This window comes from Arthrobacter agilis (genome assembly GCF_006494655.1).
GTDB classification, from domain to species: domain Bacteria; phylum Actinomycetota; class Actinomycetes; order Actinomycetales; family Micrococcaceae; genus Arthrobacter_D; species Arthrobacter_D agilis.
On sequence record NZ_VHIM01000004.1, the window covers coordinates 94,304 to 113,206 of the forward strand.

Annotated in this window: 18 protein-coding genes; 3 read left to right on the plus strand and 15 right to left on the minus strand. The window is 69.2% G+C overall.

The window, feature by feature from the left end; genetic code table 11:
- Window positions 1–23 precede the first annotated feature (23 nt).
- From paaE to FJV46_RS07395, 7 genes are all read right to left on the minus strand, one after another.
- Window positions 24–1,154 carry a 1,2-phenylacetyl-CoA epoxidase subunit PaaE gene (paaE, locus tag FJV46_RS07365; protein ID WP_087028213.1) on the minus strand — a complete coding sequence of 377 codons (1,131 nt, stop codon included), beginning with the start codon at window positions 1,152–1,154 and terminating at the stop codon, window positions 24–26.
- Window positions 1,154–1,666 carry a 1,2-phenylacetyl-CoA epoxidase subunit PaaD gene (gene paaD / locus FJV46_RS07370; protein ID WP_087028215.1) on the minus strand — a complete coding sequence of 171 codons (513 nt, stop codon included), beginning with the start codon at window positions 1,664–1,666 and terminating at the stop codon, window positions 1,154–1,156. The genes paaE and paaD overlap by 1 nt, the downstream gene beginning before the upstream one ends.
- On the minus strand, window positions 1,660–2,484 hold the full coding sequence (paaC, locus tag FJV46_RS07375) for a 1,2-phenylacetyl-CoA epoxidase subunit PaaC (protein ID WP_087028216.1): 825 nt from the start codon (window positions 2,482–2,484) through the stop codon (window positions 1,660–1,662). Before paaC ends, paaD begins: the two co-directional genes overlap by 7 nt.
- Window positions 2,481–2,828, minus strand: a complete 348-nt coding sequence (paaB, locus tag FJV46_RS07380) for a 1,2-phenylacetyl-CoA epoxidase subunit PaaB (RefSeq protein ID WP_087028218.1) — start codon at window positions 2,826–2,828, stop codon at window positions 2,481–2,483. The genes paaC and paaB overlap by 4 nt, the downstream gene beginning before the upstream one ends.
- Complete coding sequence (gene paaA / locus FJV46_RS07385) at window positions 2,829–3,809, minus strand: 1,2-phenylacetyl-CoA epoxidase subunit PaaA (RefSeq protein WP_087028220.1); 981 nt, start codon at window positions 3,807–3,809, stop codon at window positions 2,829–2,831. It lies immediately after the preceding gene.
- 77 nt (window positions 3,810–3,886) lie between these two features.
- On the minus strand, window positions 3,887–4,291 hold the full coding sequence (locus FJV46_RS07390; RefSeq protein WP_126130638.1) for a DUF7793 family protein: 405 nt from the start codon (window positions 4,289–4,291) through the stop codon (window positions 3,887–3,889).
- 115 nt (window positions 4,292–4,406) lie between these two features.
- On the minus strand, window positions 4,407–4,853 hold the full coding sequence (locus FJV46_RS07395; protein ID WP_087028223.1) for a helicase associated domain-containing protein: 447 nt from the start codon (window positions 4,851–4,853) through the stop codon (window positions 4,407–4,409).
- Between the two features lie 137 nt (window positions 4,854–4,990).
- Here FJV46_RS07395 and FJV46_RS07400 point away from each other — a divergent pair, with 137 nt between their 5' ends.
- Together FJV46_RS07400 and FJV46_RS07405 are read left to right on the plus strand one after the other, a co-directional pair.
- Window positions 4,991–5,605: a TetR/AcrR family transcriptional regulator gene (locus tag FJV46_RS07400; RefSeq protein WP_087028225.1), complete on the plus strand. Its 615-nt coding sequence runs from the start codon at window positions 4,991–4,993 to the stop codon at window positions 5,603–5,605.
- Between the two features lie 406 nt (window positions 5,606–6,011).
- Window positions 6,012–6,884 carry a type IV toxin-antitoxin system AbiEi family antitoxin domain-containing protein gene (locus FJV46_RS07405; RefSeq protein ID WP_158250136.1) on the plus strand — a complete coding sequence of 291 codons (873 nt, stop codon included), beginning with the start codon at window positions 6,012–6,014 and terminating at the stop codon, window positions 6,882–6,884.
- 224 nt (window positions 6,885–7,108) lie between these two features.
- On the opposite strand, the gene paaZ is transcribed toward FJV46_RS07405, so the two are convergent.
- From paaZ to FJV46_RS07425, 4 genes are read right to left on the minus strand one after another with little or no spacing between them, the layout of a single operon-like run.
- Window positions 7,109–9,196 carry a phenylacetic acid degradation bifunctional protein PaaZ gene (paaZ, locus tag FJV46_RS07410; protein WP_087028228.1) on the minus strand — a complete coding sequence of 696 codons (2,088 nt, stop codon included), beginning with the start codon at window positions 9,194–9,196 and terminating at the stop codon, window positions 7,109–7,111.
- Complete coding sequence (locus FJV46_RS07415) at window positions 9,193–10,107, minus strand: 3-hydroxyacyl-CoA dehydrogenase family protein (RefSeq protein WP_087028229.1); 915 nt, start codon at window positions 10,105–10,107, stop codon at window positions 9,193–9,195. The genes paaZ and FJV46_RS07415 overlap by 4 nt, the downstream gene beginning before the upstream one ends.
- Window positions 10,104–10,844 (minus strand): enoyl-CoA hydratase/isomerase family protein, encoded by a 741-nt coding sequence (locus tag FJV46_RS07420; RefSeq protein WP_087028231.1) that lies wholly within the window; start codon window positions 10,842–10,844, stop codon window positions 10,104–10,106. Before FJV46_RS07420 ends, FJV46_RS07415 begins: the two co-directional genes overlap by 4 nt.
- Window positions 10,844–12,052, minus strand: a complete 1,209-nt coding sequence (locus tag FJV46_RS07425) for a thiolase family protein (protein ID WP_087028233.1) — start codon at window positions 12,050–12,052, stop codon at window positions 10,844–10,846. The genes FJV46_RS07420 and FJV46_RS07425 overlap by 1 nt, the downstream gene beginning before the upstream one ends.
- 196 nt (window positions 12,053–12,248) lie before the next feature.
- Here FJV46_RS07425 and FJV46_RS07430 point away from each other — a divergent pair, with 196 nt between their 5' ends.
- Complete coding sequence (locus FJV46_RS07430; RefSeq protein WP_087028234.1) at window positions 12,249–14,444, plus strand: S9 family peptidase; 2,196 nt, start codon at window positions 12,249–12,251, stop codon at window positions 14,442–14,444.
- Here the strand turns inward: FJV46_RS07430 and FJV46_RS07435 are convergent.
- Genes FJV46_RS07435 through FJV46_RS07450 form a run of 4 tightly spaced genes read right to left on the minus strand, consistent with a single transcriptional unit; the run spans window position 14,375 to window position 18,901 of the window.
- A complete protein-coding gene (locus FJV46_RS07435) occupies window positions 14,375–15,466 on the minus strand; it encodes a LacI family DNA-binding transcriptional regulator (RefSeq protein WP_087028236.1) in 1,092 nt (363 codons plus the stop codon). The two genes, FJV46_RS07430 and FJV46_RS07435, sit on opposite strands and share 70 nt — an antisense overlap.
- Window positions 15,466–17,007, minus strand: a complete 1,542-nt coding sequence (locus tag FJV46_RS07440; protein WP_087028238.1) for a GH1 family beta-glucosidase — start codon at window positions 17,005–17,007, stop codon at window positions 15,466–15,468. The genes FJV46_RS07435 and FJV46_RS07440 overlap by 1 nt, the downstream gene beginning before the upstream one ends.
- On the minus strand, window positions 17,004–17,918 hold the full coding sequence (locus FJV46_RS07445) for a carbohydrate ABC transporter permease (protein ID WP_087028239.1): 915 nt from the start codon (window positions 17,916–17,918) through the stop codon (window positions 17,004–17,006). Before FJV46_RS07445 ends, FJV46_RS07440 begins: the two co-directional genes overlap by 4 nt.
- Window positions 17,915–18,901, minus strand: coding sequence for a carbohydrate ABC transporter permease (locus FJV46_RS07450; RefSeq protein WP_087028241.1), 987 nt, complete (start codon window positions 18,899–18,901; stop codon window positions 17,915–17,917). Before FJV46_RS07450 ends, FJV46_RS07445 begins: the two co-directional genes overlap by 4 nt.
- Window positions 18,902–18,903 lie beyond the last annotated feature (2 nt).

The window sequence follows — 18,903 nt, forward strand, 5'->3', positions numbered from 1 at the left end:
AGGTGCCGCGTTCATGGCTGCTCCTAGGCGTCGTAGTCGACGGTGACGGCGTCGCTGGTGGGGTGGGCCTGACAGGTCAGCACGAAGCCCTTCGCCACCTCGTCGGGCTCCAGCGCATAGTTCTCCGTCATGTCCACGGTGCCTTCCACGACCTTCGCGCGGCACGTGCCGCACACTCCGCCGGCGCAGGCGAACGGTACGTCGGGGCGGACGCGCAGGGCTGCGTTGAGAATGGACTCGCGGGCGTGGGTGGGGCTCTGGACGGATCCCTGGAGGCCGTCCAGGTTGAACGAGATGGTGTAGTTCTCACCACTCTCCGCGGGCGCGACCGGACGCCCGATGCTGCCCTCCGGGCGTGTTGGCTCGCCCGTCGTGAACAGCTCGAATCGGATCTTCTCCGCGGGGACGCCGCGCTCAGCGAGCGAATCCCGGCAGAGCTGCACCAGCTCGAAGGGGCCGCAGAGGAACCATTCGTCCACCCGCTCGGCGGCCAGGACCGTCCCGAGCAGCTTCTCCAGCTTCTCGGCGTCGATCCGTCCGGACAGCAGCGGCGAGATGCGCTGTTCGCGGGACAGGACGTGGTGCAGCGCGAACCGCGAGGGGTAGCGGTCCTTGAGGTCGGCGAGTTCTTCGAGGAACATCACGTCCATCGCGGCCCGGTTCGCATAGATGAGGTCGAAGCGCGCATTCGGGTTTCCCGCGAGCATGGAGCGGGCGATCGCGATGACCGGCGTGATCCCGGACCCGGCAGCTACGGCGACGAGCGAGACGGCCTGCTCCCCCGGCGTCGTCCGCGGGGTGAACTGCCCCCGCGGACTCATGACGTCCAGGGTGTCCCCCGCCGCCAGCGACTCGTTGGCCCACGTCGAGAACACCCCGCCGAGATCGCGTTTCACGGCGACACGGAGCTCGCCCGGCCGGGGATCCGCGCAGATCGAGTAGCTGCGGCGAACCTCCTTCAGTTCGCCGTCGACGTCGAGCGTCGTCCGGAGCGCCACATACTGCCCCGGGAGGTAGTCGTACCTGTCCTGGAGCTCGGCGGGCACGTCGAGGGTCACCTCCACGGCGTCCTCGGTGAGGCGACGCACCGCACGCACCGTGAGGCTGTTGAAGGCGCTCCTCCGCTTGGTGGAGGGGGCGAGGACGACGGCCATCAGTGCACCTTGAAGTAGTCGAAGGGTTCCCGGCAGTCGTTGCAGACGTACAGGGCCTTGCAGGAGGTGGAGCCGAAGCGCGTCATCTCGCGCGTGTTCAGCGACGAACACTGCGGGCACTTCACGCTCAGCCCGATCCGGACGGGGCCGGCGGCGGCCGTACCCGTGGGCGGGGCGATGCCGTACTCGGCGAGCTTCGCCCTGCCGTCGTCGCTCATCCAGTCCGTGGTCCAGGCCGGGGCGAGAACCAGGCGCACGGCGACGTCGTCGTACCCGGCGCCCGTCAGCGCGGCGGTCACGTCGTCGCGGATGGCATCCATGGCGGGACAGCCCGAATAGGTGGGCGTGATGGTCACAAGCACCTGCCCGGTCGCGGCCACGTGGGCGTCGCGCAGGATCCCGAGGTCCTCGATGGTGAGGACGGGAATCTCCGGATCGCAGACCGTCGCCGCGATGTCCCACGCAGCAGCATCGACGGCGGAGGCGGGTCGCAGGTCGGTGACGGTCACCATGACGCTCCGGGATACTCCCTCGCGAGCACCTGGAGCTCGGCGAGGATGTAGCCGAGGTGTTCGCTGTGCCGGCCGAGGCGCCCACCGCCCACGGAGCCGGGCACCTGCGGCACCTCCAACTCCGCCTCTGCGAGGACGGCCTGCACGGCCGCGTCGAACGGCTCCCTGAGGCTGCTCGGCCGGACTCCCGCGTCACCGAGCTCGTCGACGAGCGGGTGGTCGGCGAAGAGTTCCTCGACGTAGGGCCAGGTCAGCGAGAGACCGGCGACCATCCTGCGGCGTGACTCCTCGGTGCCCTGGCCGAGGCGGAGGACCCACTGGATGCTGTGGTCCCGGTGATAGTCGACCTCCTTCACGGCCTTCGCGGCGATGGCGGCGAGGGTCGGGTCGCTGGAGTGGACCAGGCGCGAATACAGCTCCCACTGGTAGAGCGCGACGACGAACTGCCGCGCGATGGTGCGCGCGAAGTCCCCGTTGGGCTGCTCGACGAGGTGTACGGAACGGAACTCGGGTTCCCGCCGGAAGTAGGCGAGATCGTCCTCGGTCCTGTCCCACGCCCGGCCCGCGTAAGTGAGGAACGAGCGTGCGTGGCCGATCTGGTCCAGTGCGATGTTGGCGAGCGCCACGTCCTCCTCGAGTTCGGGCGCGCGGGAGATCCACCAGCCGAGCCGCTGGGCGAGGATCAGGGCGTCGTCACCGAGCCACAGCGCGTACTGCGCGACGGCGTCCGCAGGCTTCGTGTCCAGCAGCGCGATGTCCTCGGGCCGCAGGGCGTTGCCCGGGGTGATGCGGGTGGCACTGGCATTGGCCTCGCTCACAGGTGCTTCACTCCCTCGCTCTTCGTGTAGTACGTGGCATGCCGATAGTCCTTGCCCTGCGGGGACTCGAAGAACTGGTCCTTCGCATAGGGATCACTGGTGATGATCGCGGTGGCCGGGACCACCCACAGGCTGACTCCCTCGTTGCGGCGCGTGTAGAGGTCACGTGCGTTGCGCACCGCCATCTCGGCGTCGGGCGCGTGCAACGACCCGGCGTGGACGTGCGAGAGACCGCGAGAGGACCGCACGAACACTTCCCACAGCGGCCATGCAGCGCGCGGTTCCTGCGGGCCCGACGACGGTGCGGTCGCGCCGTCGTCTCCCGTGGTCGATCCGCCGGTCATCTAGGCCGCCTGAGCGTGCTTGAGTGCCTGCTTCTCCGCGTACGCCGCCGCGGCCTCGCGCACCCAGGCGCCGTCCTCGTGCGCCTCGCGGCGCCGTTCCATGCGCTGGGCGTTGCAGGGCCCGCGACCGGCGAGCACTTCCTTGAACTCGTTCCAGTCCAGGGGCCCGTGCTCCCAGCGGCCGGTCTCCTCGTTGAAGCGGACGTCCTTGTCGGGGAGTTCGAGGCCGAGAACCCGGACCTGCTCGACCATCATGCCGACGAAGCGCGAGCGCAGCTCGTCGTTGGAGAAGCGCTTGATGTTCCACAGCATCGACTGCTGCGAGTTGGGCGAATCCTCGTCGGGAGGGCCGAACATCATGAGCGACGGCGCGTACCAGCGGTTGACGGCGTCCTGGGCCATGGCGCGCTGTTCCGGGGTGCCGTTGGCCAGTTCGAGCAGGATCTCGAATCCCTGCCGCTGGTGGAACGACTCCTCCTTGCAGATGCGCACCATCGCGCGCCCGTAGGGCCCGTAGGACGCGCGGCAGAGGGGCACCTGGTTGCAGATGGCGGCGCCGTCGACGAGCCAGCCGATCGCACCGATGTCGGCCCAGGTCAGCACGGGGTAGTTGAAGATGCTGGAGTAGCGGGCCTTGCCGGCGATCAGGTCCTCCGTCATCCTGTCGCGTGGCGTCCCGAGGGTCTCCGCTGCGGAGTAGAGGTAGAGGCCGTGCCCGGCTTCGTCCTGCACCTTCGCCATCAGGACGGCCTTGCGCTTGAGCGACGGCGCCCGCGTGATCCAGTTGGCCTCGGGCTGCATCCCGATGATCTCGGAGTGCGCGTGCTGGGAGATCTGGCGCGTCAGCGACTTGCGGTAGTCGGCCGGCATCCAGTCGCGCGGTTCTATCCGGGAGTCCTGGGCGATGAGTTCGTCGAACTGCCGCTTGCCGGCGGCGTCGTGGTCCTCGCGGCTCCGCGCGTCAATTGCTGTCGTCGTCATCGTGCTACCTCGCTCGTCTGGGCATCGGGCGTATTTACCGACCGTTCGTTCAGTATAGGGAGCGGGGCGAGTGCCAGTCAACGAATCGGATCGTCTCCGGGCATGGATCGCCTCTCCTTGAGACGCTCCTCCAGCCAGCAGCAGGCCTGCTCGGCCGAGGTGAAGTAGCGGGTCGGATGGACGGCCTTGCAGGCGCCCGCCGCCAGCACCTCGTCCATCGGTCCGTCGCCGAGCAGTGCTGCGGCGACGACGAGCGTCTCCCCATTGAACACCTCGCGTGCACGGGGTGGGAGATCCACCGTCGTCGTCATGTCGACGAGGATCGCGTAGGGACGACCGCGCGAGATGCGTCGGCTCGCGGCGAGGACCGACAGCGCGTCACCACGGTCGATGTGGACACGCGGGCTCCAGACGAGATGGTGCAGGTCAGGCGCGACGACGGAGAGTGTCGCCCGTCCGCTCGCCGCCACAACTGTCTCCATGGACTTCCTCGCCGGCCGCCCTGCCGGCCCCGGGGACGTCCGGGCCCTTGCTGCGCTGCACGTGCGCAGAAACTATCACGGCCGACCGCGCTCCGTAAGGGGTGCCGGAACAGGCTCAGACGGTGTGGGAGAGCCCGCCGACGGCAACAGCATCGAGGATCGAACGCAGCGCACGCAGCGGCTCGGTCTCGGCGCCGCGGCCGGAGAGTTGCGCGTGCATCCACAGAGCGAGGCGCTTCTCGCCCGCCGACGTCGGCGATGCCAGGGAGGGCAACCGCCCCTCCTCCTCGAGGAATTCCGCCAGACTGGCGACCCTCAACCAGGCGGTCCCCGTCCGCGGCGCGGCTCCGTCGTCGCCGGCGGCAAGGACGCCAGCCTCGCGCAGTCGGTCCTGGCGAAGGATCGCGAGGCGGCCGGATCGAGCCGCCTTACGCTGCTCGTCCAGCCACAGCGCCAGCCGGTGCTCGCCGGGTACCACCGATCGCGTCGAGGGCTCGCGGCCCTCGGCTTCGCGGAATGCGGTAAGGGCGTGCAGGCGGAGGTCCCAGGATGTGGTCGGCACGGATGCGCCCTTTCAGAGATGGTGCGGAGTGACGATAGTAAGGCTACTACTAGCTAGGCAAACGAAGGATTATGTTGGAATGTGACGGGACGCCCTGGTCGGGCTTCCTGACTGAACGTTCGTGCAAAAATGGGCCTATGACCGTCGCCGGAGCCTCGCCATCCCCCACCGCGCGGAGAGGGAGACCCGGCTACGACCAGCAGTCGGTCCTCGCCGTGGCCGTGGCGGCTTTCAACCGGTACGGCTACGAGGCCACCTCGATGGGCATGCTGGCCGAGGAACTAGGCATCAGCAAGTCGGCGATCTACCACCACGTCCCGTCCAAGGGTGACCTGCTGCGGCTCGCCCTCGACCACGCCCTCGGCGGCCTGGAGTCCATCCTCGACGACCCCCGCGCGGGCGAGGGCGCCGCCGATGCCCGTCTCGAATTCGTCCTCCGCGGCACCATCGCCGTGCTGACGGAGCGGCTTCCCTTCGTCACCCTGCTGCTGAGGCTGCGCGGAAACACGGAGATCGAGAGGGAAGCCCTCGAACGCCGTCGGACCTTCGACCGGCAGATCGCCGCGCTCGTCGATGCGGCGCGTCAGGAGGGCTCCATCCGCGACGACATCGACCCGCGAACCACCACGCGACTCATCTTCGGGACCATCAACTCGATCGTCGAGTGGTACCGGCCCGGAGGCCCGCTCACCGCGGACAAACTGGCCGACGACGTCATCCTGATGGTGTTCGACGGCCTGCACCGCCGCTGACCGGGGCCCGTCCGGCTCTTCCGCGGCGTCGTTCGCTCCCACGCGCCGGCGCCTTGAGTGGGAATGTTCGAACACTCCCACCCACACAGGCACGAAGTGGGACACTGCCACACGTCCGACGGCGATCAGGCGCCGCTCCCACGCGCCGGCGCCTCGGATGGGAATGTTCGAAAACTCCCGCCCACGCAGGCACGACGTGGGACACCGCCGCACGTCCGACGTCGATCAGCGCCGCTCCCACGCACCGGCGCCTCGAATGGGAATGTTCGAACACTCCGCCCACCGAGGCACGGAGCGGGACTCTGCCGCACGTCCGACGTCGATCAGGCGTCTCTCCCACGCACCGGGTGTCCACATAGCGCTTGTCCCGACGCCGGACGTACCGCATGCTGACCAAGCTGACCCCATGGATATTGTTCGGTTGCTGACGGAGCGCGGTGGTTCCGCACGCGCCAGGGATCTCGTCGCCGCAGGAGCAAGCGGCTCGGCTCTCACGAGGGCCTGTCGGCAAGGAGACGTCGTCCGGGTCGTGCGCGGTGTGTACGCGCTTTCTGAACGGGACGAGGACGCACTCACGGCGCTGCGCGTCGGAGCTCACCTCACATGCATCAGCGCCGCCGTGCAGCGGGGGCTGTGGGTGCTGCGCGCACCCGGGTTGGTCCATGTCGCCGTCGATCACGGCCGGCCGCTCGGCTCCGACCGGCTTCGCAGACATCGATGGGAGGGACCTGTCTCGGCGTTGACATTTTGCGTGCACGCGGTCCGCTGCCTCCCCGAACTCGACGCCCTGTGCATCGTCGAGTCCGCCGTCGTACTCGGGCAGGTGCGCCTGGGCGACCTACGGACGCACGCAGATCGACCGCGGGCACGCGCCCTTCGCACCGTCGTCGAGCTCATCGACCCTCACGCGCAGTCCATTCTCGAGACCGCAGCCCGGTACCTCCTGGTACAGGCCGGTTTCACCGTGGCATCCCAGGTGCACGTTCCTGGCGTCGGTCGGATCGATCTCTTCGTCGACGGCGTCCTCGGGATCGAAGTAGACGGACGCCACTTCCACAGCGACCGTCGTGAATTCGAGGAGGATCGACGCCGATGGAACCTCCTGACCGCTCGCGGCATCCCGATCCTGCGCGTCACCAGACAGCTTCTTCTCGGCGAACCCGGCCGCTTCGTCCTCGTGATTCGCGCCGCCCTGGCGGCACAGCAGGCGTCCAGACCCAAGGACTCGCCTGCCAGCATCCCAGTGGCTCCGACGTCGCGAGGACCTGTCGCGCGATGATGAACGATGCGGTCCGCTGGTCCGTGGTGCGCGGCTCAGCGGACCCTGCGACCCTGCGACCCTGGGCCCTCGTCGACCACACCATCCACTCGCCCGCCAAGCGCCCGGCGACGCGCCCATCGCCGCCCGGCAGGGATGGGAATGTTCGAACATTCCCATCCCTGCGATTCCAGCGCGGGATCGACGGACCGATCGCTCCGAGTCGTCCCCCGGCAGGAACGGGGCTACTTCTGCACGAGGGTCAGGACGTCGTAGGTCGCCACGATCTCGTCGTCCTGGTTGTGCAGCACGGCGTCCCAGGCGACCTCCCCGTATTCGTCCGTCTCCCGCGGCGTGATCCGCTTCGCCGTGAGCGTCACCCGGATCGAGTCGCCCGCGGCGACCGGCGTGATGAAACGCAGGTTCTCCAGGCCGTAGTTGGCCAGCACGGGTCCGGGCTCGGGATCGACGAACAGCCCCGCACCCCAGGAGAGGAGCAGATACCCGTGTGCCACGATGCCCGGGAAGAACGGATTGGCGGCGGCGGCCTCCTGGTTGGTGTGCGCGTAGAAGGTGTCACCCGTGGTCTCGGCGAAGGCGCTGATATCCGCCAGCGTGACCTGGCGGAGGTCGGAACGGACGCTGTCGCCGATGCGTAGCGTCGCCAGGTCCTTGCGGAACGGGTGGACGTCGTCGAACCGGCGGTCGGCACCCGTGTGCCACTCCCCCGTGATGCTCGTGAGCATGTTCGGGGACCCCTGGACGGCGGTGCGCTGCATGTGGTGCAGCACGGACCGCATGCCGCCGAGCTCCTCGCCGCCGCCCGCGCGTCCCGGCCCGCCGTGCACGAGGTGCGGGACGGGCGAGCCGTGGCCCGTCGAGGAGCGCGCGTCCTCGCGGTTCAGGATCAGGACACGGCCGTGGTGCGCGGCGATGCCGAGGACCAGCTCCTGCGCGACGGCGGGATCGTTGGTGCAGACCGTGGCGACGAGCGATCCCGATCCGAGGGCCGCGAGGCGGACGGCGTGCTGGACGTCGTCGTACCCGATCACCGAGGCAACCGGACCGAAGGCCTCGACCGAGTGCAGCGCGCCGGCCTCGACGTCCTTCCAGGTCAGGAGCACGGGCTCCATGAAGGCCCCGTCGGGCGCCTTGCCGGACGTGTTGTCCCCGAGGACGACGTCGGGCGCGTCGAGCGAGCCGAAAGCGAGGGACGCACCGCCGTCGAGCAGTGCGCGCACGGCGTCCTGCACCCCCTCGAGCTGGCCGAGGGAGGCAAGCGCTCCCATCGTGACGCCCTCGGCACGCGGATCCCCGAGTGTCACCCGTTCCCGGATGCGGTCGCCGGCCGCACGGACGACGTCCTCCACGAGGGCCTCGGGCACGATGGACCGGCGGATGCTCGTGCACTTCTGGCCCGCCTTGACCGTGATCTCGGTGACCAGTGACTTCACGAAGGCGTCGAACTCGGGGGTGCCGGGGACGGCGTCGGGGCCGAGGATCGCGGCGTTCAGCGAATCCGTCTCGCACGTGAAGCGGACGCCGCCGCGGGCGATCGACGCGTGCGACTTGAGGTGGTTGGCCGTGGAGGCAGACCCCGTGAAGGACACGAGGTCGCGGTAGTCGAGGTGGTCGAGGACGTCGCGTGCCGGTCCGGAGATGAGCTGCAGCGCGCCCTTGGGCAGGATCGCCGAGCCGATGATGAGCTTCACGACGGCGGCGGTCAGGAATCCCGTGGGGGTCGCGGGCTTGACGAGGGTCGGCACGCCGGCGAGGAACGCGGGGGCCAGCTTCTCGAGCATCCCCCAGACGGGGAAGTTGAAGGCGTTGATCTGCACGGCCACGCCGGGGATACGCGTGTGGATGTGCGTGCCGAGGAAGGAGCCGTCCTTGGAGAGCACCTCGGGCGGTCCGTCCACGATCACGTGCGAGTTCGGGAGTTCGCGGCGGCCCTTGGACCCGAAGGTGAAGAGCACGCCGATGCCGCCGTCGATGTCCACCATGGAGTCGATCCTCGTGGCGCCGGTCTTCGCGGACAGCTCGTACAGCGGCTCGCGGTGCGCGTTGAGGTACTGCGCGAGCTCCTTGAGCTTGAGGGCACGCTCGTGGAACGTGAAGCGGCCCAGCTCGGCCTGCCCGGTGGTGCGTGCGAAGCCGATGGCAGCTGCGGTGTCGAGCCCCGCGGTGCTGACGATCGCGAGTTCCTCGCCGGTGCTGGCATCCCGCACCACGGTCCCGTCGCCGTCGGCCGCGGAGCGCTCGGGCGTCCACCAGGCGTCCTCGATGAAGCTGGGGACGACGTCGATCTGTACTCGTTCCGGGGCGGTTGTCATGGCCGCTCGCCTTTCGCTGGTTGTGCCGGGGATACGGGAGCGGACGCGCCGTCCTCCCAGTCGAAGAAACCGCGGCCGCTCTTGCGTCCGAGGTGTCCGCGGGCCACGGTGTCGCGCAGGATGGCCGGCGGGGTGAAACGGGGGCCGAGCGTGGACTCGAGGTACTCGGCGATGCCGAGGCGGACGTCGAGGCCCACCATGTCCGTGGTGCGCAGTGGTCCGACCGGGTGGCGGTATCCGAGCACCATGGCGGCGTCGATGTCCTCCGCCGTCGCGACGCCCTCCTCGAGCATGCGCATGGCCTCGAGCGCGAGTGCGACACCGAGCCGCGAGCTGGCGAAGCCGGGAGTATCCCGGACGACGACGGCTGTCTTGCCGAGCGCGCCCACCCAGGCCCTGGCCGCTTCCTCGAGCTCCGTCGAGGTCCGCGCGCCGAGCACCACCTCAATCAGGGTCGACGCCGGCACCGGGTTGAAGAAGTGGAGGCCGCAGAACCGTTCCGGTCGCTGCAAGGCAGCGGCCAGCTCGTCGACCGAGAGCGAGGACGTGTTCGTGGCGAGCCAGGCGCCGTCGTCGAGCACGTCCTCCACGGCCCGAAGCGCATGCCGCTTGAGCTCGGGGTCCTCGGGGACCGCCTCGACGACGAGCCCGCAGGCGGCGAAGGCGGCGTGGTCCGTGGACACGGAGACGCGGGCGGTCAGCGCGGCGAGGTCCTCCGGTGTGGTGCCGCGATCCACGCTGCGGCCGAGGGCCTGGGTGACGCGTTCCAGCCCGGCCTCCGCCGCGGCGCCGTCCCGCTCGACGACGACGACGTCGGCGCCCGCGAGGCAGAAGGCGTGCGCGATGCCGGCGCCCATGCGCCCCCCTCCGAGGACGCCGACGTGCGCCGGGATGCCGGTCGGCGTCGTCATGAGCCCTTCTTCCTGTCGAGGAACTGCTGCATGCGGTCGAACTTGGCGTCCGACTCGAACAGGATGGCCTGGGCCAGCTGATCGATCATGGGGTGGGCCTCCCGGGGCGCGTGGAACACGCTCTTGGTGATGCGGACGGCCAGGGGATCCTGGCGTGCGATGCGGTCCGCGAGGTCGTGGGCTGCCCGGAGGAGCTCGTCGGGTTCGTGGATCGAGGTGATGAGTCTCGCGTCGAGGGCTTCCTCCGCGGTGAGGATGCGCCCGGCCAGGAGGATCTCCTTCGCCAGGGGCTCCCCCACGAGTTCCTTCAGCCGCCAGGTGGCGCCGGCGGCCGGCAGGATGCCGAGCCCCGTCTCCGGGTTGCCGATCCGGAGTCGCGGTGTGGCGATCCGGAAGTCCGCGGCGAAGGCCAGTTCCGCACCGCCGCCGAGGGCGTACCCGTCCAGTGCCGCGATCACGGGCATGGGAAGGGCCGCGATGCGCGCGAAAAGGGTCGAGTTGATGCCAGCCAGGGCGTCGTCGCGCCGGCGCTCCCGCAGTTCCGCGATGTCGGCGCCCGAGGCGAAGATCCCGCCGGAGCCGGTGATGATCAGCGTCCGGGGTCGCTCCTCGAGGTCGCCGCAGACGCCGTGCAGGTCGTCCACCATCCTGCGGTCGATCGCATTGCGGACCTCGGGCCGGTGGAGTTCGACGACGAGGCGGTCCTCGGTCTCCGTGACGTGCAGCGCCGCGGGCATCAGATCCCCTCGACGAGCATGGCCGTTCCCTGGCCGACACCCACGCACATGGTCGCGAGGCCGATCCGGCGGGAGGCGCCGGCGAGTTCCCGCTCCATGCGCCCGAGCAGCGTGACGGCGATGCGGGACCCGGAGGAGCCGAGGGGGTGACCGAGAGCGATGGCACCGCCGTCCCGGTTCACGAGCTCCTCGTCGAGCCCGAGGCGGCGGATGCACGCGAGCGACTGCGTCGCGAACGCCTCGTTGAGTTCGACCGCGCCGAGATCCGCGATGGAGAGTCCGGTGCGGTCGAGCACTTTCCGGGTGGCCGGGACGGGGCCGATGCCCATGGTCTCGGGCGGCACACCGGCCGAGGCGCCGTCGAGGATGCGCGCCCGGGGCGTCAGCCCGTAGCGCTGCAGTGCCGCCTCCGAGGCGACGATCACGGCGGAGGCGCCGTCATTGAGCGAACTAGAGTTGCCGGCCGTGACGATCCCGTCCGGCCGGACGACGGGCCGGAGCTTCCCGAGCACCTCGAGGGTCGTGTCGACCCGCGGTCCCTCGTCGGCATCGACGGCGAACGACGTCCGGCCGCGATTGACCTGGACGGACACGATCTCGTCGTCGAAGCGCCCGGCCTCCATGGCGGCCAGCGCCCGCTGGTGCGACCGGAGAGCGAAGGCGTCGGCGTCGTCGCGCGTGATGCCGTCCACCGCGGCGACTTCCTCGGCCGTCTCGGGCATCGAGTACGTGGTCTTGTCCTGGGCCGCGAGCAGCGGGTTGGTGAAGCGCCAGCCGATGGACGTGTCGAACACGTCGCCAGGTTTCGCGAAGGCCCGGTCCGGCTTCTCCATGACCCAGGGCGCGCGGCTCATGGACTCGACGCCGCCGGCGATCACGATGTCCGCGGCACCCGCCTTGATCATGTGCGAGGCCATGATGATGGCCGAGAGTCCCGACGCGCAGAGACGGTTGACGGTGATACCCGGGACCGTGACGGGGAATCCCGCGAGCAGTGACGCAAGACGGGCCACGTTGCGGTTCTCCTCGCCGGCGCCGTTGGCGTTCCCGAGGATCACCTCGTCGACGGCGGCGGGGTCGAGCCCGGCACGCTGCACCACGGAGGAGAGCACCAGGGCTGCGAGGTCATCGGGGCGGACCCCGGAGAGGGCACCGCCGTACCGCCCCACGGGTGTGCGGACTCCCCCCACCAGGAATGCCTCGGCCATGGTCGTCTCCCTCGTCGTCTCGGCCCCGTCACCGTCACCGTCCCCGTCGCCGGGATCGAATTACTGAACGCTCGTTCTGTAAAAGCCTGCTCCAGAATTGCATGCCCGTCCGGTCGGGTCAACCGGTCCACAACGCTGGGCCGGGACAGCGCCGGCGGTCCGTGGGGCCCGCACCCGCGGTGGCAAGATGGGAGCCATGACCGCTGACACCACCGCACCTGTTGTCCCCGTCCCGCCCGCAGCCACGAAGGTCCCCCTCGAACGCACGCATCACGGTGACACCGTCGTGGACGACTACGAGTGGATGCGGGACAAGGAGAGCCCGGAACTGATCGAGTACCTCCAGCGCGAGAACGCGTACACGGAAGCCGTCACCGCTCACCAGGCCACGCTGCGCGAAGCCATCTTCGCCGAAATCAAGGACCGGACGCAGGAGACGGATCTCTCGGTGCCGGCGCGCAAGAAGGGCTGGTGGTACTACTCCCGCACCGAGGAGGGACGGCAGTACGGCATCCAGTGCCGTGTCGCCGCCGAGGACACGGGCGATCTCACCCGCGACTGGACCCCGCCCGAGGTGGTGCCCGGCCGTCCCGTACCCGGTGAGCAGGTTCTGCTGGACGGCAACGAGCTCGCCGAGGGCAAGCCTTTCTTCTCCCTCGGCGGGCTGTCGGTGACCGAGGACGGCACACTGCTCGCGTACTGCGAGGACAACGCCGGCGACGAGCGCTTCACGCTGCGCGTCAAGGATCTCGCAACCGGTGAGCTCCTGCCGGACGAGGTACCGAACATCTTCTACGGTGTGTCCTTCTCCCCCGACGGATCGCGCGTCTACTACACCGTCGTCGACGACTCGTGGCGCCCGTATCAGGTGCGCTCGCACACGCTCGGCACGCCGGTGGCTGACGACGTCGTCGTCTTCCAGGAGGACGACGTCGCCATGTGGACCGGTTTCGAGATCTCGGCCGACCGGACGCAGCTGCTCATCAGCATCGGCTGCTCCGAGTACAGCGAGTACCGCGTGCTGGATCTCGCGCACCCGGATGGCGGCCTGACCACCCTGGTATCCCGGGACGAGCGGATCCTGTACGACGCCGAGCCCGTCACGATCGGCGGCGTCCCGCACTACCTCCTCACCCACAACCGCGACGCGACGAACTCGATGGTGAGTCTGGTCGCCGCGGAGCAGTTCACCCGGCCGCTCGCCGACCAGGAGTGGACGACCGTCGTTCCGCATGACGACGCCGTCCGCGTGAACGGCCTGACGGTCACACAGACGCACGTGGTGCTGTCGGTACGCAAGGACACCATCGAGCGCGTGCAGGTCCTGCCGCTGGCAGGGCTCGGAACGGCGGAGCAGGATCTGCCGACGGAGCCCGACTTCGACGAGGAGCTCTTCACGAGCAATCTGGCGAATGCGGAGTTCGACTTCCCGATCATCCGTTTGTCCTATGCCTCGTACCTGACCCCTCCGCGCGTCTACGACTACGTGCTCGAGGACGGATCCCTGGAGCTGCGCAAGGAGACCGAGGTGCGGGGCGGCTACGATCCCGCCGACTACGTGGCGGAGCGCCGGTGGGCGCCGGCCGCCGACGGCACGCTGATCCCGCTCTCGGTGGTCCGCCGCGCGGATCTCGCGCAGGACGGCACGAATCCCGCGGTCATCTACGCGTACGGCAGCTACGAGGCCAGCATGGACCCGGCTTTCTCCATCGCACGGCTCTCGCTGCTGGACCGCGGGATCCTCTTCGTGACCGCGCACATCCGCGGCGGCGGCGAGATGGGACGGACCTGGTACGAGCAGGGCAAGAAGCTCACGAAGAAGAACACGTTCACGGACTTCGTGGACGCCACCACGTATCTCGGCACGTCGGGCTGGGCCGACCCGGAACGCATCGCGGCCATCGGCGGGTCGGCAGGGGGCCTGCTCATGGGTGCCGTCGCGAACCTCGCACCGGAGAAGTACCGGGCCATCGTGGCGCAGGTGCCGTTCGTGGACGCCCTGACCACGATCCTCGACCCTGAACTGCCGCTCTCCGCGCTCGAGTGGGAGGAATGGGGCGACCCCATCACCGATGCCGAGGTCTACCGGTACATGAAGGAGTACACGCCGTACGAGAACGTGCGGCCCGTGGCCTATCCGCGCATCGCGGCCGTCACCAGCTTCAACGACACGCGGGTGCTCTACGTCGAACCGGCCAAGTGGGTTGCGCGGCTGAGGGAGACGACGACCGGCTCGGAGCCGATCGTGCTGAAGACCGAGATGGACGGCGGCCACGGCGGCGCCAGCGGCCGCTACTCGCGCTGGCGCGACGTGGCCTGGGACTACGCGTTCGCCGCGGACGCGGTCGGCGCCACGGAGGTGCTGGCACGTTCCACGAGCTCGGTCGAGTAGATCACGGGCTCCGGGTGGGAGCCCGGAGCCTCGATCTCCTCGAGGAGCATGGTGCCGGCTTTGACCGCCATCTCGACCATGGGCTGGGTGATGGTGGTCAGCGGGGTCGAGGCGGTCTCCGCAACGGCATGGTTGTCGTAGCCCATCAGCGCGATATCGCCCGGCACCGTCTTGCCTGCCGCCTGGATCGCCTCCATGACGCCGAGGGCCATCAGGTCGGAGGCAGCGAAGATCCCGTCGATGTCCGGGTGCTCGGCGAGCAGCCTCCGCGCTGCCGCGGCTGCGCCCTCGGTCGTGAAGTCGGCGTGGACCACCGGGCCCGCGGGCAGGCCCGCCGCTGCGAGTCCCGACGTCCAGCCTCGCAGCCGGTCGACGGCCGCGGTCATGTCGGCGGGCCCGGCAACGGTCGCGAGATGTCGTCGGCCGATACCCGCGAGATGGCGGGCCGCCAGCCGGCCGCCGCCCTCGTTGTCGGTATCCACATAGGTGACGTCGGCCTGCATGTCCCAGGGGCGTCCGATGAAGATGGTCGGGAGCCCGGTCTCGGCGAGTGATCTCGCCCAGGAATCGGACTCGTGGTGCGAGACCACGATCGCGCCGTCGACGTGCCCGCCGCGCAGGTACCGCAGGGTGCGCGCCGAGTCGTCGTTGGTCCTCGACATCAGCAGCACCAGCTGGACGTCGGTCTCCCGGAGCGCCTCGGTGATACCGGTGATCACGACGGCGAAGAAAGGGTCCATCATGACGCGGACATCGGGCTCGGGGATGACGAGCGCGATGGACGATGTGCGGCGGGTCACGAGGCTCCGCGCGGCCCTGTTCGGGATGTACCCGAGCGCCAGGACCGCACGATCCACTGCGGCCTGCGCTTCCGGGCTCACCCGGTCCCCGCCGTTGATCGCCCTCGAGGCCGTGGAGCGCGACACCCCTGCGGCCAGCGCCAGGTCCTCGAGCGTGGGGCTCGGGCGGCCTGGCACCTGGCGCAGTGCCCGGGGCAGTGATCGGGTCGGAGACGTGTCCATCACCTCGACAATACGACACCCACCTTGCCGGCGTCGGGCTCCGCGGAGTCGGGGGACGCCTCGTCCTCGGCCTGCCCGCGGCCCGCGGCGTCAGCGTCAGCGTCAGCGTCAGCGTCAGCGTCAGCGGGGATCGTGTTCGACGCGGCCAGGCGTGCGTACCAGAGAGCGCTGGCCTTGGGAGTGCGCTCCTGGGTCTCGTAGTCCACCCGCACCAGGCCGAAGCGCTGGTGGTACCCCCAGGCCCACTCGAAGTTGTCCAGCAGGGACCACGCCAGATAGCCCCGCAGGTCCACGCCGTCGTCGATCGCGTCCTTCATCGCCCGCACGTGGACGTCGAAGAAGGACAGCCGCTCCTGGTCGTCGACGAACCCCGCCTCGTCCGGGGAGTCGTCGTAGGCCGCCCCGTTCTCGGTGATGTAGATCGGGATTCCCGCCGGCCCCGTGTACTCGTGCTGCAGCCGGTTCAGCAGTCGGCGCAGCCCGTCGGGCTGCACTTCCCAGTCCATGGCGGTGACCGGCAGACCGCGCGGCACCGAGCGTACGCCGTGGGCGGCGACGTAGGGCGAGGACACCGGCCGTTCGAGCGGCGCGTGGCCCTCCTGCGGCGCGGACCCGCCCGACGGCGTCCTGGTCACGGCCTCGCCGTGGTAGTAGTTCACGCCCAGGACGTCGATCGGGGCCGAGATGATCTCGAGGTCGCCCGCGCGGACGTGGTCGGTCAGGCCCAGGTGCCCGACATCGCGGAGGACATCCTCCGGATAGGACCCGCGCAGCACCGGGTCCAGGAAGATCCGGTTGAACTGTCCGTCGATGCGACGCGCTGCATCGCGATCGGCGTCGCTCTGCGGATCGAGCGGGTCCGGCACCGTGAGGTTCAGGGTGATCCCGAGCGTGGCCTCGGCGTCCCGGCGCCGCAGCTCCTGCGTCGCCAGCCCGTGGCCGAGGAGGAGATGATGCGCCGCCGCGAGTGCCGCCATCGGCTCCTGCCGCCCCGGCGCGTGGACACCGGCCGCGTAGCCGAGGAAGGCCGCGCACCACGGTTCGTTCAGCGTCGTCCAGATCCGCACGCGGTCTCCGAGCGCCTCGTGCAGCACGGCTGCGTACTCGGCGAAGCGGTAGGCGGTGTCCCGGTTCGTCCACCCTCCCTTGTCCTCCAGGGCCTGCGGGAGGTCCCAGTGGTACAGGGTGAGCCAGGGCTTGATACCGGCTGCCAGCAACTGGTCCACCAGGTCGGAGTAGAAGCGGATTCCCTCGACGTTCGGGGTCACGCCGTCCGCCATGCAGCGGGACCACGACGTCGAGAATCGGTAGGCCTGCAGGTTGAGGTTCTTCATCATGGCGACGTCGTCGGCCGACCGGTGGTAGTGGTCGCACGCCACGTCGCCGTTGTGTGCATCCGCCACGGCTCCCGGGACCCGCGAGAAGGTGTCCCAGATGGAGGGCCCCCTGCCGCCCTCGTCCGCCGCGCCCTCGATCTGGTACGCGGCCGTCGCTGCTCCCCAGAGGAAACCCTCGGGGAAGGTGATGTCCTTGCTGCTCATCCTTTGACTGCTCCTTGCATGATTCCTGAAACGAGTTGGCGTCCCGCGACGGCGAAGAGGAGCAGCAGCGGGATGGTGGACAGCACCGCACCGGCGAGCACGATCGAGTAATCGACGAAGTGCGCGGCCTGAAGCAGCTGCAGCGCCACCGGGAGGGTGGGGTTGGAGGGATCCAGCACGATGAACGGCCAGAAGAAGTTGGTCCACGTGGCGACGAACGTGAACAGCGCCAGCATGGCCGCGGCCGGCCGGGCCGCCGGCAGACCAACGTACCAGAACGCCTGGATCATCGAGGCGCCGTCGATGCGGACGGCCTCGATCAGTTCATCCGGCAGCGCGTCCCGCAGGTACTGGGTCATCCAGAAGACGCCGAAGGCCGTGACGACACCGGGCACGATGACGGCCCAGAGAGAGCCGGTCCACCCCAGCTTGGCCATGACGATGAACAGGGGCACCACACCGAGCTGCGTGGGGACCGCCATCGTCGCGATCACGAAGACCAGCAGCACCTTGCTGCCCCGGAATCGGAGCTTGGCGAAGGCGAACCCGGCGAGGGTGGAGAACAGCACCACGGATGCTGCCGTCACCGTGGACACGATGATGCTGTTACCGAGTGCCTTCCAGAACGGGATGCTGTCCAGGACCGTGGATGCGTTGGCGAGGAAGTTGCCGCCCGGGATGAGGGGGACTCCCTTGCTGATCACCGAGCTGTCGTGGGTTCCCACCAGGAACGACCACCAGAGTGGAAAGACCGAACCGAGGATGACGGCCCCGAGGAATCCGTAGGTGAGCGCGCCGGGCCGGCGCATCGTACCGCCTGGGCCACCCCGGCGTTTCCCGCCGAGGCCCCTCTGCGCAGCGCGGGCGGCCCCCTTGCCCGCGGTCTGCTCGATCATGGGGATGGAGCTCATCGTCGACCTCCCTGGGTTGCGATGCGGCGGGTGATCAGGAAGTTAGCCATCGCGATGATGATGATGATCAGGAAGAGGAGCCAGGCGACCGCCGAGGCCCTGCCGAAGTTCCGCTGCCCCCAGCCGAGCTCCCAGATGTACATGGTGAGCGTCTGCCACTGGCGGTCGGCCCCACCGAGACCCGCCTGGTCGAAGACCCGTGCCTCGTCGAAGATCTGGAGTCCGCCGATGGTGGCGGTGATGACCACGAAGATGATGGTCGGCCGCAGCATCGGGACGGTGACGGAGAAGAACTGCCGAAGGCGTCCTGCGCCGTCGATGGTCGCCGCCTCGTAGACGTCCCTGGGGACGGCCTGCATCGCGGCGAGGAAGATGAGGGCGTTGTAGCCCGTCCAGCGGAAGTTGACCATCGTCGCGATGGCCGCGTGACTCGCGAGCGAGTCGGCGTGCCAGCGGACCGGCTCCAGCCCCAGCCCCGTCAACATCTCGTTGAACAGGCCTGCCTGGTCAGCGAAGAGGTTGTTGAAGATCAGCCCGACGGCCACGGGGGCCACCACGAAAGGTACGAGCACGCCCATCCGCCAGAACGTCCTGGCCCTCAGGTTGGCGTCGAGCACCGCGGCGATGGCGATGGCGAGAACGACCTGCGGGACGGACGAGAGGAGGAAGATGCTGAACGTATTGCCTACGGCATTCCAGAAGAACGGCTGCGAGAGCACGAACTGGAAATTCTCGAATCCTGTGAACGCGCCCTGGCCACCGATGAGGTTCCACTCATGGAGCGAGACCCATGCCGTGTACAGCAGGGGGAACAGCCCCGTGATGGCGAAGAGCAGGAAGAACGGCGAGATGTAGAGATACGGGGACAGTTTGACGTCCCATGTCGATACCTTCTGGGAGAACGCCAGCCGCTTCACGTGCGTGGTGCGCGGCCGCTGGTTCGTGTCGGGGGGTGGGGTCTGGACCCGGTCCGTGACTGCCATGC

Bases quoted from the DNA above. Each gene is read 5' to 3' on its own strand.
- paaE (WP_087028213.1), bottom strand. From the start codon at position 1,154: ATGGCCGTCGTCCTCGCCCCCTCCACCAAGCGGAGGAGCGCCTTCAAC.
- paaD (WP_087028215.1), bottom strand. From the start codon at position 1,666: ATGGTGACCGTCACCGACCTGCGACCCGCCTCCGCCGTCGATGCTGCT.
- paaB (WP_087028218.1), bottom strand. From the start codon at position 2,828: ATGACCGGCGGATCGACCACGGGAGACGACGGCGCGACCGCACCGTCG.
- paaA (WP_087028220.1), bottom strand. From the start codon at position 3,809: ATGACGACGACAGCAATTGACGCGCGGAGCCGCGAGGACCACGACGCC.
- FJV46_RS07390 (WP_126130638.1), bottom strand. From the start codon at position 4,291: ATGGAGACAGTTGTGGCGGCGAGCGGACGGGCGACACTCTCCGTCGTC.
- FJV46_RS07400 (WP_087028225.1), top strand. From the start codon at position 4,991: ATGACCGTCGCCGGAGCCTCGCCATCCCCCACCGCGCGGAGAGGGAGA.
- FJV46_RS07405 (WP_158250136.1), top strand. From the start codon at position 6,012: ATGGATATTGTTCGGTTGCTGACGGAGCGCGGTGGTTCCGCACGCGCC.
- paaZ (WP_087028228.1), bottom strand. From the start codon at position 9,196: ATGACAACCGCCCCGGAACGAGTACAGATCGACGTCGTCCCCAGCTTC.
- FJV46_RS07415 (WP_087028229.1), bottom strand. From the start codon at position 10,107: ATGACGACGCCGACCGGCATCCCGGCGCACGTCGGCGTCCTCGGAGGG.
- FJV46_RS07420 (WP_087028231.1), bottom strand. From the start codon at position 10,844: ATGCCCGCGGCGCTGCACGTCACGGAGACCGAGGACCGCCTCGTCGTC.
- FJV46_RS07425 (WP_087028233.1), bottom strand. From the start codon at position 12,052: ATGGCCGAGGCATTCCTGGTGGGGGGAGTCCGCACACCCGTGGGGCGG.
- FJV46_RS07430 (WP_087028234.1), top strand. From the start codon at position 12,249: ATGACCGCTGACACCACCGCACCTGTTGTCCCCGTCCCGCCCGCAGCC.
- FJV46_RS07435 (WP_087028236.1), bottom strand. From the start codon at position 15,466: ATGGACACGTCTCCGACCCGATCACTGCCCCGGGCACTGCGCCAGGTG.
- FJV46_RS07440 (WP_087028238.1), bottom strand. From the start codon at position 17,007: ATGAGCAGCAAGGACATCACCTTCCCCGAGGGTTTCCTCTGGGGAGCA.
- FJV46_RS07445 (WP_087028239.1), bottom strand. From the start codon at position 17,918: ATGAGCTCCATCCCCATGATCGAGCAGACCGCGGGCAAGGGGGCCGCC.
- FJV46_RS07450 (WP_087028241.1), bottom strand. From the start codon at position 18,901: ATGGCAGTCACGGACCGGGTCCAGACCCCACCCCCCGACACGAACCAG.